This is a genomic window from Roseovarius sp. TE539 (assembly GCF_003298505.1).
GTDB lineage: Bacteria > Pseudomonadota > Alphaproteobacteria > Rhodobacterales > Rhodobacteraceae > Roseovarius.
In genome coordinates, this window is record NZ_QNGB01000034.1 from 18092 (window position 1) to 34059 (window position 15968).

16 protein-coding genes are annotated in these 15968 nt (G+C 64.6%); 9 read left to right on the forward strand and 7 right to left on the reverse strand.

Annotated elements, in window-relative coordinates; genetic code table 11:
- Positions 1-3: 3 nt before the first annotated feature.
- The 6 genes from DQW77_RS15820 to ccmI all read right to left on the reverse strand — a co-directional run bounded on the left by DQW77_RS15820 (position 4) and on the right by ccmI (position 5176).
- Complete coding sequence (locus tag DQW77_RS15820) at positions 4-927, reverse strand: DMT family transporter (RefSeq protein ID WP_147094994.1); 924 nt, start codon at positions 925-927, stop codon at positions 4-6.
- 136 nt (positions 928-1063) lie between these two features.
- Positions 1064-1858 (reverse strand): 3-oxoadipate enol-lactonase, encoded by a 795-nt coding sequence (pcaD, locus tag DQW77_RS15825; protein ID WP_113259194.1) that lies wholly within the window; start codon positions 1856-1858, stop codon positions 1064-1066.
- A complete protein-coding gene (gene pobA, locus DQW77_RS15830) occupies positions 1858-3027 on the reverse strand; it encodes a 4-hydroxybenzoate 3-monooxygenase (RefSeq protein WP_113259195.1) in 1170 nt (389 codons plus the stop codon). The genes pcaD and pobA overlap by 1 nt, the downstream gene beginning before the upstream one ends.
- Before the next feature lie 216 nt (positions 3028-3243).
- Positions 3244-3480: a DUF1289 domain-containing protein gene (locus DQW77_RS15835; protein ID WP_113259196.1), complete on the reverse strand. Its 237-nt coding sequence runs from the start codon at positions 3478-3480 to the stop codon at positions 3244-3246.
- Complete coding sequence (gene ruvX / locus DQW77_RS15840; RefSeq protein ID WP_113259197.1) at positions 3477-3953, reverse strand: Holliday junction resolvase RuvX; 477 nt, start codon at positions 3951-3953, stop codon at positions 3477-3479. The genes DQW77_RS15835 and ruvX overlap by 4 nt, the downstream gene beginning before the upstream one ends.
- A complete protein-coding gene (gene ccmI / locus DQW77_RS15845; RefSeq protein WP_113259198.1) occupies positions 3950-5176 on the reverse strand; it encodes a c-type cytochrome biogenesis protein CcmI in 1227 nt (408 codons plus the stop codon). Before ccmI ends, ruvX begins: the two co-directional genes overlap by 4 nt.
- 214 nt (positions 5177-5390) lie before the next feature.
- Between ccmI and DQW77_RS15850 the strand changes: the two genes are divergently transcribed.
- The 8 genes from DQW77_RS15850 to rarD all read left to right on the forward strand — a co-directional run bounded on the left by DQW77_RS15850 (position 5391) and on the right by rarD (position 13189).
- Positions 5391-6635: a sarcosine oxidase subunit beta family protein gene (locus DQW77_RS15850; RefSeq protein ID WP_113259199.1), complete on the forward strand. Its 1245-nt coding sequence runs from the start codon at positions 5391-5393 to the stop codon at positions 6633-6635.
- Positions 6635-6931, forward strand: coding sequence for a hypothetical protein (locus DQW77_RS15855; protein ID WP_113259200.1), 297 nt, complete (start codon positions 6635-6637; stop codon positions 6929-6931). The genes DQW77_RS15850 and DQW77_RS15855 overlap by 1 nt, the downstream gene beginning before the upstream one ends.
- On the forward strand, positions 6931-7260 hold the full coding sequence (locus DQW77_RS15860) for a sarcosine oxidase subunit delta (protein ID WP_113259201.1): 330 nt from the start codon (positions 6931-6933) through the stop codon (positions 7258-7260). Before DQW77_RS15855 ends, DQW77_RS15860 begins: the two co-directional genes overlap by 1 nt.
- The gene (locus tag DQW77_RS15865) at positions 7257-10268 is read left to right on the forward strand and encodes a sarcosine oxidase subunit alpha family protein (protein WP_113259202.1); all 3012 of its coding nucleotides are present in this window, start codon (positions 7257-7259) and stop codon (positions 10266-10268) included. The genes DQW77_RS15860 and DQW77_RS15865 overlap by 4 nt, the downstream gene beginning before the upstream one ends.
- A complete protein-coding gene (locus DQW77_RS15870) occupies positions 10261-10836 on the forward strand; it encodes a sarcosine oxidase subunit gamma (protein ID WP_113259203.1) in 576 nt (191 codons plus the stop codon). Before DQW77_RS15865 ends, DQW77_RS15870 begins: the two co-directional genes overlap by 8 nt.
- A gap of 129 nt (positions 10837-10965) precedes the next feature.
- Entirely contained in the window at positions 10966-11565 is a 600-nt protein-coding gene (locus DQW77_RS15875; protein WP_113259204.1) for a superoxide dismutase, read from the forward strand.
- 131 nt (positions 11566-11696) lie between these two features.
- Positions 11697-12155: a host attachment family protein gene (locus DQW77_RS15880; protein WP_113259205.1), complete on the forward strand. Its 459-nt coding sequence runs from the start codon at positions 11697-11699 to the stop codon at positions 12153-12155.
- A 134-nt stretch (positions 12156-12289) separates the two neighbouring features.
- Positions 12290-13189 carry an EamA family transporter RarD gene (gene rarD, locus DQW77_RS15885; RefSeq protein ID WP_113259207.1) on the forward strand — a complete coding sequence of 300 codons (900 nt, stop codon included), beginning with the start codon at positions 12290-12292 and terminating at the stop codon, positions 13187-13189.
- Here rarD and DQW77_RS15890 read toward each other — a convergent pair.
- Complete coding sequence (locus tag DQW77_RS15890) at positions 13150-13701, reverse strand: TIGR00730 family Rossman fold protein (protein WP_113259206.1); 552 nt, start codon at positions 13699-13701, stop codon at positions 13150-13152. The genes rarD and DQW77_RS15890 overlap by 40 nt on opposite strands.
- Positions 13702-13801: 100 nt before the next feature.
- On the opposite strand from DQW77_RS15890, the gene DQW77_RS18640 reads away from it, so the two are divergent.
- A complete protein-coding gene (locus DQW77_RS18640; RefSeq protein WP_258523885.1) occupies positions 13802-15547 on the forward strand; it encodes a LysM peptidoglycan-binding domain-containing protein in 1746 nt (581 codons plus the stop codon).
- The last annotated feature ends 421 nt before the right edge of the window (positions 15548-15968 follow it).

The window sequence follows — 15968 nt, forward strand, 5'->3', positions numbered from 1 at the left end:
GGGTCAGAAGGGCGTCTGAATGCCGCGTTTTCGCCGGCGGTGATTGCGCGCCAGCTCGATCATGGCGCGGATCGCGACCGAGAGTATCACGACAGTGCCGCCCGCGATGGTTGCGGCTGTCGGCGTTTCGGCGACAAACAGCCACACCCAGACCGGTCCCAGGGCGAACTCGAGCAGCATGAAAAGGGTCAGTTCGGCCGCCGCGAGGTGCTTGGACGCGGCTATGAAAAGCGCGTTGGCCAAGCCCGAAAGCACGCCTCCCAGGAGAAGGCAAAGCGCGATCTCACGCAGTGGAATGGCCAGATCTCCCCATCGCAGCAGCACGGAAATGCAGACGATGAGCCCACCCGAGACGATCAGCGCGGGCAGCATTTCGATTTCGCGGTGCCGGCGCACGATTATCGCGTAGCCCGAGAAACACAGTGCTGTCACCAGGCCCATCACGTTTCCGTAAAGCGACCCCGCGCCGATTCCGCCCGCGACCATCACGCCCACACCGCAGGCGGCGGCGATCATCGTCAGGATCGTGGAGCGGTGCAGACCCTCCTTCAGGAAGATCCAGGCCAATGCGGCGGTGAAAAAAGGGATGGCGCTGAGCATGAAAAGGGTGTTGGCGACAGTGGTGCTGGTGATCGACTGCAGGAAGGATATGCCCGCCGCCGCCAGCATGATCCCTGCCAGCAGCCCAGGACGCCCGATGCCGCGGACACGTGCCGGGGCGGCGCGTCCGTGACGCAGGCCCATGATCAGCGTTACCGTCACGATCAGCGCCAGGGACCTGTAGAAATTGATTTGCCAGACATCCGCCGTCTCGATGCTGCGTATGACCAGCCCGCCAAAGCTGATCCCGACGGAACTGACGATCATCAGCCCCATCGCGTGGGCACGCCGCACGGGCGGGTCGAACGGTTGCAACTGCAGGCTCAAGACAGCCCGTCAGGGAGTTGCGCGAGGAAATGACTCATTATGCCGGGCCACCTTTCGGCCCCGCACTAACACGCATTCCTGACCGGATGTTCAAATTTTGCGACACAACCTATCGCGATCGCGCCGGCCGCCGCGGTCATGGTCCGGTCAGGGCCTGCCGGGACAGGAATTCATTGAGCAGTGCAGCAAAGGCGTCGGGGCGCTCGACGCAGGGCAGATGCCCGGTGCGGCGGATAAGTTCGAACCTTGCGCCGGGTATCAGGCCAACGGTTTCTCGAACCAGATCCGGCGGAGTGGCGCGGTCCTCGGTGCCCGCGATGCCCATGACCGGCAGCCGCAGTCCGCTGGTGGGTGTATAGAAATCCGTACCCGCGATGGCCGCGCAGCACCCGGCATAACCCGCTGGCGGCTGTCGCAGCAGCATGTTGTGCCAGATGCGGACCCCGGCGCCATCGCGAAATGCCCGAGTGAACCACCGTTCCAGAACCGCGTCGGCCAATGCCGCCATGCCGCAGGTCTCCACCGTGGAGATCCGTTCTTGCCACATCTCCGGTGTTCCGATCTTTGCGGCAGTGTCGGACAGGACAAGGGCGCGCACGAGGTCGGGGCGTTTGACGGCCAGTCCCTGGCCGATCATGCCGCCAATCGAGAGCCCGACGAAAACGCAGCCCGTCACGTCAAGGTGATCCAGGATCCGTTCCGCGTCCCGTACCAGGGTGCCCATGGAATACGGCGGCGCGGGACAGTCCGACAGGCCATGACCGCGCTTGTCGTAGCGGATGATGCGCAAGCCTTCCGGCAGGTGTGACAGCAGCGGCTCCCAGAGCCGCAGATCCGTGCCCAGGGAATTGGCGAAAACCACCGGCAGGCCGTCGCGGGGGCCTTCGTCACGGTAGTGCAGGCCGATCCCGTCCGAGAAGCCGACCCACATCAATATGGCAGTCCGACGTAATTTTCGGCCAGCGCCTGCTGTGCCGCGGTACTCTGGGCGATATAGTCCAGTTCGGCGTTCTGCAACGCGATGTCGAAAGGTGTCTGCTCGGGATAACGGTGCAGAAGGTTCGTCATCCACCAGCTGAACCGCTCTGTCTTCCAGATCCGGGCCAGCGCGTCGGTGGAATAGCTGTCCAGCAGGGCGTCGTTCTTGTTCTGGAAATGAGCCTTCAGGGCCTGGAAAAGGTAATGCACGTCACTGGCCGCCGTGTTGAGGCCCTTGGCGCCTGTCGGGGGTACGATATGGGCCGCGTCGCCACACAGGAAAAGCCGCCCCCACCGCATCGGCTCGCAGACGAAGGACCGCAAGGGCGCGATTGACTTCTCCACCGATGGGCCGGTTTCCAGGTTTGCGGCCACCTCTTCGGGCAGGCGGCGCCGCAGCTCGTCCCAGAACATGTCGTCGTCCCAGTCCTCGGGGCTGTCCGAAAGCGCGCACTGCACGTAGTAGCGGCTGAGGGTCTCGTTGCGCATCGAACACAATGCGAAACCGCGTTCCGATCCGGCATAGATCAGTTCCGAGGCCACCGGCGGGGTCTCCGACAAAACCCCGAGCCAGCCGAAAGGATATGTCTTTTCGTATTCCGTGCGCCGCGCTTCGGGGATTGCCTGCCGGCAGGGGCCGTGAAACCCGTCGCATCCGGCGATGAATTCACAATCCAGCCGGTGCACTTTGCCTCCCTGCAGGAAGGTCACGTAGGGTGCGTCGGTGTCGATGTCGTGCGGCTTGACGCCGGCGCATTCGTGCAGCGTCACCGCTTCCGCGGCGTCGCGCGCTTCATAGAGATCGCGGGTAACCTCGGTTTGGCCGTATATCGTGACATGCCGTCCGGTCAGTTTGCTGAAGTCGATCCGCTGCATTCTGCCCGCCGCGGCGATGACGGCACCTTCGTGCACCTGGCCCTCGTCGTTGACGCGTTCGCCGACACCTGCCTGTTGCATCAACGCGACGGTGCCGGACTCAAGAACGCCCGCCCGGATCCGGGACAATACGTGCTCACGTGTTCGGCGCTCCAGAAGGACCGTATCGATCCCGTTGGTGTGCAAAAGTTGCGACAGCAGAAGGCCGGCCGGCCCGCCGCCGATGATGGCTACCTGTGTGCGCATGTCTTTCCTCCCGGTTTTTCGGAATCCGAGCATGTGGATGCGCTGACCGCATGTCCATGATCCAGCGCAAGGACAAGGGCTCAGGCCATTGGGTCGTCAACCCTGCCGGGCGGTTGTCACGGGCATGAGAGCAGGATCCCTGCCGCCCGTGCCAGGCTCCGCCCGATGCCCCCGGATGGTGCATTCGGACGCGCCGAACCGTGCTTCGGGCTGCCCTCAGCCACGGCCCAGCCGGGCCGCGCGTCCGCCACGCCGCTTGCGCAGCAGGTCCGACCGGTCGGGCAGGGCGGCCATTATCTCGCGCCGTTCCTGCGGTGTCATCTTCGTCCACCGCGCGATTTCGTCCGTGGTGCGGTAACAGCCGGTACAGATCCGCGCTTCGGGATGGACGACGCATATACGCACGCAGGGGCTTTCGATCTCGTTGCGTTTCCAGAGTTTTTCGTCACTCAACCTGTCACTCCCATATGCCCCAGCCGGTCCAGAACTCCCTGAAGGATATACGAGGCGGCGATGCTGTCGATAACCTCCGCGCGACGTCTGCGTGTCGCATCCGCTTCAAGAAGCGCCCGTTCGGCGGCCACGGTCGAGAGCCGTTCGTCCCAGAAAGTGATCGGCAGTTCGGTGCGGTGGCCAAGGTTGCGGGCGAAGGCGCGGCTGGATTGGCATCGCGGTCCCTCGCTTCCGTCCATGTTGCGCGGCAATCCCAGAACGAACCCTCCCGCCTCGCGGTCGCTGCAGATCTCCAGCAACCGATCCGCGTCAAGGCTGAACTTGCGCCTCCGAATCGTCTCCAGCGGGCTTGCCACCGAAAGTGTGCGGTCCGAAACGGCCACACCAATGGTGCGGGTACCCGGGTCCAGCCCCAGAATCGGGCGCAGGCGCGGCAGGGCGGCGGCGAATTCGGCGATGTCCTCGAAAATCATTCCGCCACGCCCGCGCGCCTTGCGGCGGCGCGGATCAGCTCCAGATCCTGCGCGCGGTCCGCGAAGACCTGCTGCGCCTCTGTCCAGGTGGCGCGGGCGCTGTCGGTTTCACCCAGAACCCCGTAGGCACCGATCAGCCGGGCCCATTCCGCGGCACTTCCGCCTTCGCGGGCCAGCCGGTCCGACAGGCGTGACACCATGCCGGTGATCATCTCGCGCCGTTCCGCCGCTGTCATTTGCCCGGCGGCCTCAAGATCGGCGGCATCGGGGCCCCGAGGCGCGCTTTCACGTTCCGGCAGGTCGTAGGTCACCCCGGCGCGCCGGGCCACGGCCCCGATCTGCGCACGGATCGGCTCGACCCAGGGGGCGTCGGGACCACTTTCCTCCAGCAGCCGCCGCCAGATCCGGAACGCGGCATCGGGGCGGTCCACCTGCATCAGGTAAAGACCCAGGTAATAGCGCGCCGAGCCCTGCGAGGGTTGCCGTTCCAGCGCATCGCGCAGCGCGGACTCCGCGTCGCTTGACACATAGCCGCCCGCGGCCCCGATCATCAACTCCGCGAGAAATGCATGGTCGCGTGCCGTGGCCGCCGGTCCCTTCACCGCGACGACCCTTTCCTGCGCCTTGCGTGCGGCCACGAGGTTCCCGAGGGCCGCTTCGTTGCGCGCCAGAAGGTTCAGCCCGCGCAGATCCTCGGGGTTGTCGCTCACCGTTTCGCGCAGCCTGTCCATCAGCTTCAGGAAGTCCTCGGACGCGTCGGGCGGTGGCGCCGCGGGCATGCGCGCCTCGGCCCGCTGCTGATCCAGGCGGTTGGCCCGGGCCTCGTCCGAGGCCGCGATCCGCGCCTCCACCGGAAGGTCGCGATAGCCGGGCGCACCGATCCGGGAATAAAGCGCCAGCGATCCGCCGATCAGCAACAGCGCGGCAAGGCCCGAAAGGATGGTGCCCGGCAGCCTTGGCTGCCCGCCACTCTCGCCGCTCTTGTCTAGCTGGGCGTCGGCCGCGAGGATGCGCCGCGATACTTCGGTGCGGATGCGTTCGGCCTCGGCCTCCCCGATGACGCCGCGGGTCAGATCCCGGTCCACTTCGCGCAACTGGTCGCGATAGACCCTCAGGTCGTACGCGGCCGGCGGCTCGGCCCCTGCATGTCCGCGCATCAGACTGAGGACGATGAGCCCGCAGACGGCTGTCGCAAGCGTGGCGGCGATGATCCAGAAAAGCATTGTCTCTCCAAAACCTGTGGCTTCATTTAACCGCCCCGGACAGCCGTTGAAAGAGGCACGCGATCACTTGTTCGCAGCCGGGGGTCGGCATTATGTCGCAATGTCGCGAATGAGGCCCGTTTTGCCGCGCCGGGTATCCTTTGATTCACCGGACTGTCGCATTACCCTCACAACGCGAAACATTCGCGAATCCAACCAGCCCCCGAGAGCGCGCATGAAACGTTATTCCGCCTTTGCCATCGCCCGCGAAGCCTTCCGTTACCACATGGGATGGGAACGCGCATGGGCCTCGCCGGAGCCGAAGAAGAAATACGATGCGGTGATCATCGGCGCCGGCGGGCACGGGCTGGCCACGGCCTATTACCTCGGCAAGAACTTCGGCATCACCAACGTGGCGATCCTCGAGAAGGGATGGCTGGGCGGCGGCAATACAGGGCGCAATACCACGATCATCCGGTCGAACTACCTGCAGGACCCGTCGGCGGCGATCTACGAGAAATCGCGCAGCCTTTACGAAACGCTGAGCCAGGACCTGAACTACAACGTGATGTATTCGCCGCGCGGCGTGATGATGCTGGCCCAGACCCAGCACGAGATACGCGGCTACGAGCGCACGGCGCACGCGAACGCCCTGCAGGGGGTCGATACCCAGTTCATCAGCCCCGAGCGTGTCAAGGAACTGGTGCCGATCATCAACATCGAGGGGCCGCGCTATCCGGTCCTCGGCGCGCTGTGGCAGCCGCGGGCGGGCACGGCGCGCCACGATGCCGTGGCCTGGGGCTATGCGCGGGCCTGCTCGGCCATGGGCATGGACGTGATCCAGAAATGCGAGGTCACCGGCATCCGCAGCGAGGGCGGCAAGGTCAGGGGTGTGACCACCAACCGCGGCGAGATTGACTGCGACAGGCTGGGCATCGTCGTGGCGGGCCATTCCGGGCAGCTGGCCGACATGGCCGGTTTCCGCCTTCCGATCGAGAGCGTCGCGTTGCAGGCGCTCGTGTCGGAGCCGATCAAGCCCTGCATGGACGTGGTGGTGATGGCCAATACCGTGCACGGATACATGAGCCAGTCCGACAAGGGCGAAATGGTCATCGGCGGCGGCGCCGACGGCTACAACAACTACACGCAGCGCGGCAGCTTCCACCATGCCGAGGAAACCGTGCGCGCGCTGTGCGAGACCTTCCCGATCATCAATCGCCTCAAGATGCTGCGCCAGTGGGGCGGGATCGTGGACATGACCGGCGACCGCTCTCCGATCCTCAGCAAGACGCCGCTGGAGGGATGCTTCATCAACTGCGGCTGGGGCACCGGCGGGTTCAAGGCGATCCCCGGCTCGGGCTGGGGCTTTGCCGAGCTGATGGCCAAGGGCACGTCGCCGCTCTGCGACGCGTTCACGCTGGACCGTTTCAGGGAAGGCCGCTTCATCGACGAAAGCGTGGCTGCGGGGGTGGCGCACTGATGCAAGCAAAATGGTTCAGTTTATTCACAATTGCATTTTTGCTTTTCGGAATAGGGGCTTCTGCATCAGGTTTTGCCGAGGTCGTCGAGCGAATTGGGGCCGCAATGGTTGCTGTGGCAGCAATGCTCGTGTTCTTTGCAACTAAACCGAGTAGTTCCGTTTTCCTCGAGGGTAAGCCGGCAGTGAAGTTCGAGATTTCCCCAGAGAAGCTCACATTTGTTGCAGCTTTAACTGTTTCAGGGACTGTTCTCTGGGGCTTTTCTGCGGACATTCCAAAACTTCAGGAGGTTATCTAATGCTGATACTCACCTGCCCCTGCTGCGGTGTTACCGGCGAGGAAACCGAGTTCGCCCCCGGCGGCGAGGCGCATCTCAAGCGTTTCGGTCCGGGCTCCACCGATGACGAGTTCCACGGCTACCTCTTCGAGAAGGTGAACCCCCGCGGCGTCCATTTCGAGCGCTGGCGCCACGCCAATGGCTGCGGCAAGTGGTTCCACGCCGCGCGCTGCACCGTCACCCTGGAGGTGTTCGGCACCTATTCCGCGCAGACAACCGAACCGCCGCAGGACATCAAGGACAGGATCTCGGCCAAGCGGCCGGGCTGGAGCTGGAGAGAGTTCGCATGAGCACACGTCTGGCCACGGGCGGCCGCCTTCTGGACCGCGGCCGCAGCACCGAGTTCACCTTCAACGGAAAGCGCCTGCGCGGCCATCCGGGCGATACGCTTGCCTCGGCGCTGCTGGCCAACGATCAGATGATGGTGGGCCGCTCGTTCAAGTATCACCGACCGCGCGGCATCGTCGCCTCCGGCGCAGAGGAACCCAACGCGCTGGTCAACATGGGCGAGGGCGCGCGCTTCGAACCGAACCAGCGCACCACCACGACCGAACTCTTCGACGGGTTGACCTGTGCCTCGCAGAACCACTGGCCGAGCCTGGAATTCGATGTCGGCGCGATCAACGCCGCCTTCGCGCGGTTCCTGCCGGCGGGTTTCTACTACAAGATGTTCATCCATCCGCGCCCGTTCTGGAAGCATGTCTACGAGCCTTTCATCCGCCAGTCGGCGGGTCTGGGCAAGGCGCCCAGGGATCGCGACGAGGATACCTACGAGCATTTCCATGCCTTCGTCGATGTGCTGGTGATCGGCGGCGGGGTGGCCGGCCTTCAGGCCGCACGCGCGGCGGGCCAGGCGGGCGCCCGGGTCCTGCTGATCGAGCAGACGGCCCATTGGGGCGGCCGCGCGCCGGTTGATGGCGGCACAGTGGGCGGCGCCCCTGTGGACAAGTTTGTGGAAGAAACTGTCGCCGAGTTGGAGGCGATGGACAACGTGACCCTGCGCCGCCGCCTGATGGGCGCGGGCGTCTACGATCACGGCTACGTGCTGGGCTACGAACGCGTGACGGATCACGCGCCCGATGCGCCGGGGCCGCGCCACCGGCTGTGGCGCATCCGCGCCGGCCAGGTGGTCACCGCCACCGGGGCGATCGAACGCCCGCTCAGTTTCTCCGGAAACGACGTGCCGGGGGTCATGCTGGCCTCCGCGGTGCGGGATTATGCCGTGGATTACGGTATCTCGGTCGGCGACCGGACCGTGATCGTGACCAACAACGACGATGCCTACCGGACCGCGATCATCCTCAGGAACCTTGGACTCGAGGTACCGGCGATCCTTGATGCCCGGGCCGGCGGCGGCGGGGCGCTGGCCGACGAGGCGCGCGGCCTGGGCATCCGGATCGAAACCGGCAAGGGCATCGCGAAGGTCAAGGGCGGCAAGCGGGTCGAGGGCGTGGCGATCTGCGCACAGGCCGGCGAGGGCGCCGTTCTGGAGGAAATCGCCTGCGACGCGGTGGCCATGTCCGGCGGCTGGTCGCCGGTTGTGCATCTGTGGTCCCATTGCGGCGGCAAGTTGAACTGGGACGAGGCGCAGGCCCATTTCCGCCCCGATACGGACAGGGCGCCGACGGGGGCCGACGGCACGGGCTTTGTGATCCCGGCCGGGGCGGCCAATGGCGAACTGGACCTCGCGGCCGGCCTCAAGGATGCCGACAGCGCCGGCAAGGCCGCCGCGAAAGCGACCGGCCACAAGCCCGGGCGCAAGGCCGCGCCCAAGGCCGAGGAGCAGGCCGGAAACCCGATCGAGCCGATCTGGATGATGCCGCAGGGCGCCGGGATCAAGCTGCGGATGAAATCATGGCTCGATTTCCAGAACGATGTGAAGGTATCGGATGTTCAGCTTGCGGCGCGCGAAGGGTTCGAATCCGTCGAACACGCCAAGCGCTACACCACGCTCGGAATGGCGACGGATCAGGGCAAGCTCAGCAATATCAACGGCTTGGCAATCCTGTCGGATGCGCTGAACCAGCCGATCCCGCAGACGGGCACCACCACGTTCCGCCCTCCCTATACGCCCATTTCCCTGGCGTCGATCGCCGGCGAGGCGCGCGATCGCACGTTTCAGCCCATACGGCGCACACCGATGCATGACCGCCACGAGGCGCGCGGCGCCTACTGGGAGCCGGTGGGTGCCTGGCGCCGTCCCTATTGCTTTCCCCGGGACGGCGAAAGCATCGATGACGCGGTTCAGCGCGAGGTTGCGGCCACACGCGAACGGCTGGGGCTTCTCGATGCCTCGACACTGGGCAAGATCATTGTCAAGGGGCCGGATGCGGGCCGTTTCCTGGACATGCTTTACACCAACATGATGTCGACGCTCAAACCGGGCCGCTGCCGCTATGGCCTGATGTGCAACGAGAACGGTTTTCTCATGGATGACGGCGTGGTCGCCCGTCTCGATGAGGACACGTTCCTGTGCCACACGACCACTGGGGGCGCCGAGAATGTCCATGGCCACATGGAAGAGTGGTTGCAGACCGAATGGTGGGACTGGAAAGTCTACACCGCCAACATCACCGAACAGTATGCACAGGTCGGCGTGGTCGGCCCCAATGCCCGCAAGACGCTTCAGAAACTGACCGATGACGACATCAGCGCCGAGGCGTTGACATTCATGGGCTGGGCCGATGTGACGCTGAATGGCATCAATGCACGGCTTTTCCGTATTTCTTTTTCGGGAGAGCTGAGCTATGAGGTCGCCGTGCCTGCCAGCCAGGGGTGCGCCCTTTGGGACATGTTGCTGGAGGCAGGGAACGAGTACGGCGTGACCCCATATGGAACCGAGGCCCTCCATATCATGCGGGCCGAAAAGGGATTCATCATGATCGGGGACGAAACCGACGGTACGGTCATCCCGCAGGATCTAATGATGCACTGGGCCATTTCAAAGAAAAAGGAAGACTATATCGGCAAGCGGGCGCAGCAACGCTCGCACATGACCGATCCGGCCCGCTGGAAGCTTGTGGGGCTGGAGACCGTGGACGGGGCGGTGCTGCCGGATGGCGCCTACGCCACCGCCGAGGGCCACAACGCCAATGGTCAGCGCAACGTGCAGGGACGGGTGACCTCGACCTACCATTCGCCCACCCTGGGACGCGGTATCGCCATGGGCCTGGTCCTCAACGGTCCGGACAGAATGGGCGAGGTGCTGGATTTTCCGAAGGTCGACGGAACCGTGATGCAAGCGAGGATCGTTGATCAGGTCTTCTACGACAAGGACGGGGAGAAGCAGAATGTCTGACGCCGTGAGCGCGCTTGAAGGCGCCCGTGAAGACGGGTTCGCGACGGTCGAGGAACTGGGCCTCAAGGGCATGATAACCCTGCGCGGCGGGCTGGACACGCCGGAGGTTGGCGCGGCGGTGGAGGCCGCCGTGAATCTGGCTGTGCCCGGGCGCGGCGAGGTTCTGATCGCCGACGGGGGGGATCACGCGGTCGCCTGGATGTCACCGGACGAATTGCTGCTTGTTATGTCCTACGAAGAGGCCGAGGCCAGCCTTGCCGGAATGCGGGATGCCCTGCAGGACCAGCATGCGCTTGTCGTGAATGTCTCGGATGCGCGCGCGGTCTTTCAGGTCAGCGGCGCGGGCTGCCGCGAGGTCATCGCCAAACTGTGCCCCGTCGACATGTCGCCCGGCGCTTTCGGACCGGGACAGTTTCGTCGTACGCGCATGGCGCAGGTTCCCGCGGCCTTCTGGATGCCGGACGATCAAACCGTGCAGGTCGTCTGTTTCCGCTCGGTCGCGGTTTATGTGTTCGATCTCCTGCGTGGCGCATCCGCCACCGGTGGAGAGGTGGGCTACTTCGGCTGATGCAGGCCCGCATGACGGGTGATCGGGTGATTCGAACCGCCTGTCGGGCCGGTTACGGGGTTGACGTTTCAGGCATTGCGCCACCATGTAAGCGGTACAGACACGCATACACGAACAGGGGGCTGACCCATGAGCTTTGAACTTCCCGATCTTCCATACTCCCATGATGCGCTGGCCGGGCACGGCATGTCGCGCGAGACGCTCGAATACCATCACGATATTCACCACAAGGCCTACGTCGACAACGGCAACAAGGCCATTGCCGGCACCGAGTGGGAAGGCAAGCCCGTAGAAGAAATCATCAAGGGCACCTACGATGCCAATGCCGTGGCGCAGAACGGCATATTCAACAACGCCTCGCAGTATTGGAATCACAACCAGTTCTGGGAGATGATGGCGCCGGGCGGCACCGGCATGCCCGGTGAGCTGGAAAAGGCCCTGAACGAGGCGTTCGGCTCGGTCGACGAGTTCAAGTCGCAATTTTCCGCCGCAGGCGCGGGTCAGTTCGGATCGGGCTGGGCGTGGCTGGTCAAGGACACAGACGGATCACTGAAAGTGACCAAGACGGAAAACGGCGTGAACCCGCTGTGCTTCGGGCAGACCGCGCTTCTGGGCTGCGACGTGTGGGAGCATTCCTACTACATCGACTTCCGCAACAAGCGTCCGGCCTACCTTCAGAATTTCCTCGACAATCTGGTCAACTGGGAAAACGTCGCCTCGCGCATGTGATCGCGTCCTCGCCGAACGGGCCCCCCGGTCGGCACCGGGGGGCTTTCTTTCGTCACACGCGGCCTGTCATGGATCAAGGCCGGCGCACCGCGGGCATGATAGGGTCCGGGTGATTGCAAAGGAGGTAAAAGATGGCGGTTCTGACCAATGGTACGTGGGTTCTGATCGCGGATGGCGAAAAGGCCCTGTTTCTCACCAACCGGCTGGACGCGCAGAGCCCCGACCTCGAGGTTGTGGGCAAGCAAACGCAGGAAAATCCGTCCGACATCGCCCAATCGGCCAACCGCCCCGGCCGCATGCCCGACAGCGGCCCCGGGCAGCGCTCTGCCATGGACGACACCGACTGGCACGAACTGGCCAAGGATCGCTTCGCGGCCGATCTTTCGGACATGCTTTACAAGCGCGCCCATGCAGGCGCCTTCTCGCGTATCGTTCTGGTGGCGCCGCCCGGTGTCCTGGGCGAGCTGCGCCAGCATCTTCACAAGGAGGTTCAGGAACGCGTCGTCGGGGAAATCGCGAAGGATCTCACAAATCATCCGCTCGACAAGGTGGAGAAGATGCTGAAGTCCGAACTCGATCCCATGCTCTGATGTGAAAGCGCGCCCCGCCTCCCGCCGGCGCCATTGTCCCGCCCGGTTTCCGGCGGGCGTGCGATTTTCGCCTTGCCACCCGCCGCGTGCCGGGGCAGCAAGCGAACAGATCGGGCTGGTGCGGGGCGGAAGAAATGACCGAGGCGGTAAAAGGCGTCATGGCGATGGTGGCCGCCTGCACGATCTGGGGCCTGTCGCCGCTTTACTACAAACTTCTGAGTCACATTCCGCCGATCGAGATCCTCGCGCATCGCACGCTCTGGTCGTTCCTGTTCTTCGCCGGGGTGCTGCTCTGGCAAGGGCGGATCGCGTTGCTGCGCGTGGGTCTGGCCTCGGGTCGATCCGTTCTGGCGATCGCTCTGGCGGCGCTGGCCATATCGCTCAACTGGTTCGTTTTCATCACCGCAATCCAGATCGACCGCGCCGTCGAGGCATCGCTGGGATATTACATGTTTCCCCTGGTTGCCGTCCTGTTGGGGGCGTCCGTCTTTCGTGAGCGGCTGGATACGGCGCAATGGGCGGCGGTTGGTCTGGCACTTCTCGCGGTTGTGGCCCTGACCGCGGGATTGGGCGTGGCGCCGTGGATTTCGCTGGTGCTGGCCGTGTCGTTCGGTCTTTACGGGCTTGCCAAGAAACGGCTTTCCCTGGGGCCTGTCGTTTCCGTCACCGCCGAGGTGCTGCTTCTTTCGCCCCTGGCCGTGGTGATCCTGGCGCATTTCCATTCCGGTCCCGGCGGCGGCGCTTTCGCGGCCTCCTGGTCCGACAGTCTGCTTCTCGCGTTCTCGGGTGTTTTGACGGCCACGCCGCTTATCCTGTTCAGCTATGCGACACGCCGGGTGCGCCTGGCCACGGTCGGGCTGGTGCAATACTTGAACCCGACACTGCAATTCTTCGTTGCCACTTTGATTTTCCGCGAGCCGTTCGGGATCTGGCACGCCCTTGCCTTCGGGATGATCTGGACGGCGCTGGCCATCTACAGCTTTTCGGCGTGGCGTCAGGACAGGGCGCTGCGCAGGGCCGTGTCAAGTTCCTGAACCGTGTCCACGATGGTGACGAAACCATGCAGCGTGGCATCGGCGAACCCCTCTGATATCACATGGTCCAGAAGCCCGATCAGCGGGGTCCAGTAGCCGTCCGTGTTGAGAAGGAAGACCGGCTTTTCATGAAGGCCCAGTTGTCGCCATGTGAGCACTTCGAAGAATTCGTCCAGCGACCCGGCACCGCCCGGCAGCACCACGATGGCGTCCGAGTTCATGTACATGACTTTCTTGCGCTCATGCATGTTTTCGGTCACCACGTGACGGCCAGCGTCGTTGTTTCCGGCCTCGATGCTTAGCAGGTGGGCCGGAATCACGCCGAATGTGTCGCCGCCGGCGTTCTGGGCGGCCCGTGCCACCGCGCCCATCAGGCCGACGTCCCCTGCGCCGTAGACAAGACGCCAGCCGCCTGCTGCAAGTGTGCGCCCGAGTTCGGCAGCAGCCGCCTCGTATGCCGCGCGGACACCGCGACGTGAGCCGCAAAAGACACAGACAGACTTGACCCGCATGAAATCACTCGCATATCTCGAAGGGTTGTTTTGACCCCTGATAGCCTTGTTGATATTGTCCGGCAACCGTGCTGCGGGGCTTACCGGCGGAAGGAAAAACATGAGCAAGCTGGCTGGATTGGCGGGCGGACAGGCCGTGGGGGTGGCAGGTGTGGCCGCCGCCGCGGTGGTGGGGGGTGGTCTTTACGTGTCCGGCATCCTCGCGCCTGAAACACCGTCGGAAGAGCCCGCCGCAGTCGAGCAGCCTGCCGTTGATGGCATTGCCGAACCGCAATCCGACCGTCCGCAGGCGGCCGATGACGCCGCGAAAGCCCCCCAGGATCCTGTCCCGGAGGATCCCGCCGCCGACACGGCGACGCTTGAACCGCCATCGGGGTCCGACGACACGGAGACCGGGGCAATCGCGCCGCCCCCGCCCTCGATCGACGTTTTTCGCCTGGAAACGGATGGCACGATGCTTGTTGCCGGCGCGGCGGAGCCGGGGTGGGAAACGGCGGTGCTTCTCGATGGCAAGGAACTCGGCCGCGTTATGCCCGACACGGGCGGCAAGTTCGTGGACTTCTTCGAGGTCGCGGAAAGCCGCGAGGCGCGCGTGCTGTCACTGCGCATGCATGCCCCCGACGGCGCCACCGAGATACCGTCCCGGACAGAGGTGATCCTTGCGCCGATGCCTGCCGGGGTCGCCGAAGCACCAACGCCCGAGTCCGATGTGGCCGAGCCCGAGGAGACGGACAAGGCCGATATGGTTCCGGTTGCCGAGGCGCCCCGGCCCAAGGACGATCCCGGACAAGACGTGCCCGAGAAGCAGGATGCCGGGGCGGTGGAGCAGACATCCGACATGCCGGTTTCGGATACGCCTCCCCCCGAAGGTCCGGCCGTCGCGGCAAAGGACGATGAGACGCCGGAAATGGCGGCCGAAACCGCCGTCGACACGGAGTCCGGAACGGACGGCGGGGTGCCGCCTGAACCACGCATGTCCGATGCCCCCGCCGACACGGCCGATGCGCCCGCCGACACGGCCGAGGAGCCCGCACCCGTCGAGGCACCGTCCCCCGAGACGGCCACGACAACCGACCTTGCAGAGACTGCCGAGGTTCCGGGGCCGGGCAAGGACATGCCCGGGGCCGCCACCGAACCACCCGCCGCGCCGAAGGAAACGACCGAGGGCCCGGCACCGCCCGATGACTCCCCCGACACCCTCGATGATGCTCCCGAACTGGCCGCGGCCCCCGGGGGTGACGGCACCGATCCGCAAACCCCGTCGGAAACCGTGCCCCCGGAGCCCCCGGAACCGGCCACCGCCGTTCTCATGTCCGACCAGTCCGGCGTGCGCGTCATACAGCCCCCCGCACCGCGGGATGCCGCCCCCGAGGTCATGGCGACGGTGGCGCTTGATGCGATCACCTATTCCGAGACCGGCGAGGTACAGCTTCAGGGCCGTGCCCGCGGGACCGGGTTCGTGCGTGTCTATCTTGACAACACGCCCGTCACCACGTCGCGGATTTCCGAAGATGGCAGCTGGCGGACAGGGCTGCCGGAGGTCGATACAGGTGTCTATACCCTCCGCGTCGACGAGATTGGCGAAGACGGCAAGGTGACGTCGCGGGTCGAGACGCCCTTCAAGCGCGAGGAACCCGAAGCTGTCGCCAGGAGCCGGGAAGACGAGAGCGGCGACACCGCCAGGGTGCGTGCGGTCACCGTGCAGCGCGGCCACACCCTGTGGGCGATCTCGCGCAGCAATTATGGCGAGGGCAACCTTTACGTCCGCATCTACGAGGCGAACAAGGACAGGATCCGCGACCCCGACCTCATATATCCCGGGCAGGTCTTTTCCATCCCGCGCTAGCGCCCTGCACCCGCCGCACGTTTCCCGGCCTGCACCCGGTATGCCGCGGCCGTTCGGCGAAGATCTGGGCGGAAGTTTTGCGCAGGGAGCTGCCGGTGCAAACCTGCAAACTGTGGTCGCCCTTCAAGAAAAAACGGCCCATACCCGCCATTCTTGAACAAAGCAGCATATGACCGGAGCCAACCCAGAGCGGACATCGGACAAGGATGCTATTGTGGGGAAGAACGGATGCTTCAATCAATCTTTTCCAGCACGCTCTTCTTTCAATTGAGCATGCTCTTTTAATCCACTATGTGTTCCGTCCCGGATGATCACATAGCCCCTCGTCGATCCGCGCTTTTCATGGCACGATCTGTTTTGAACGAGGTGCGAGACGGGAGATCGGCATGCTGATCAAGCTTCACAGCCAAGCGACGACCAC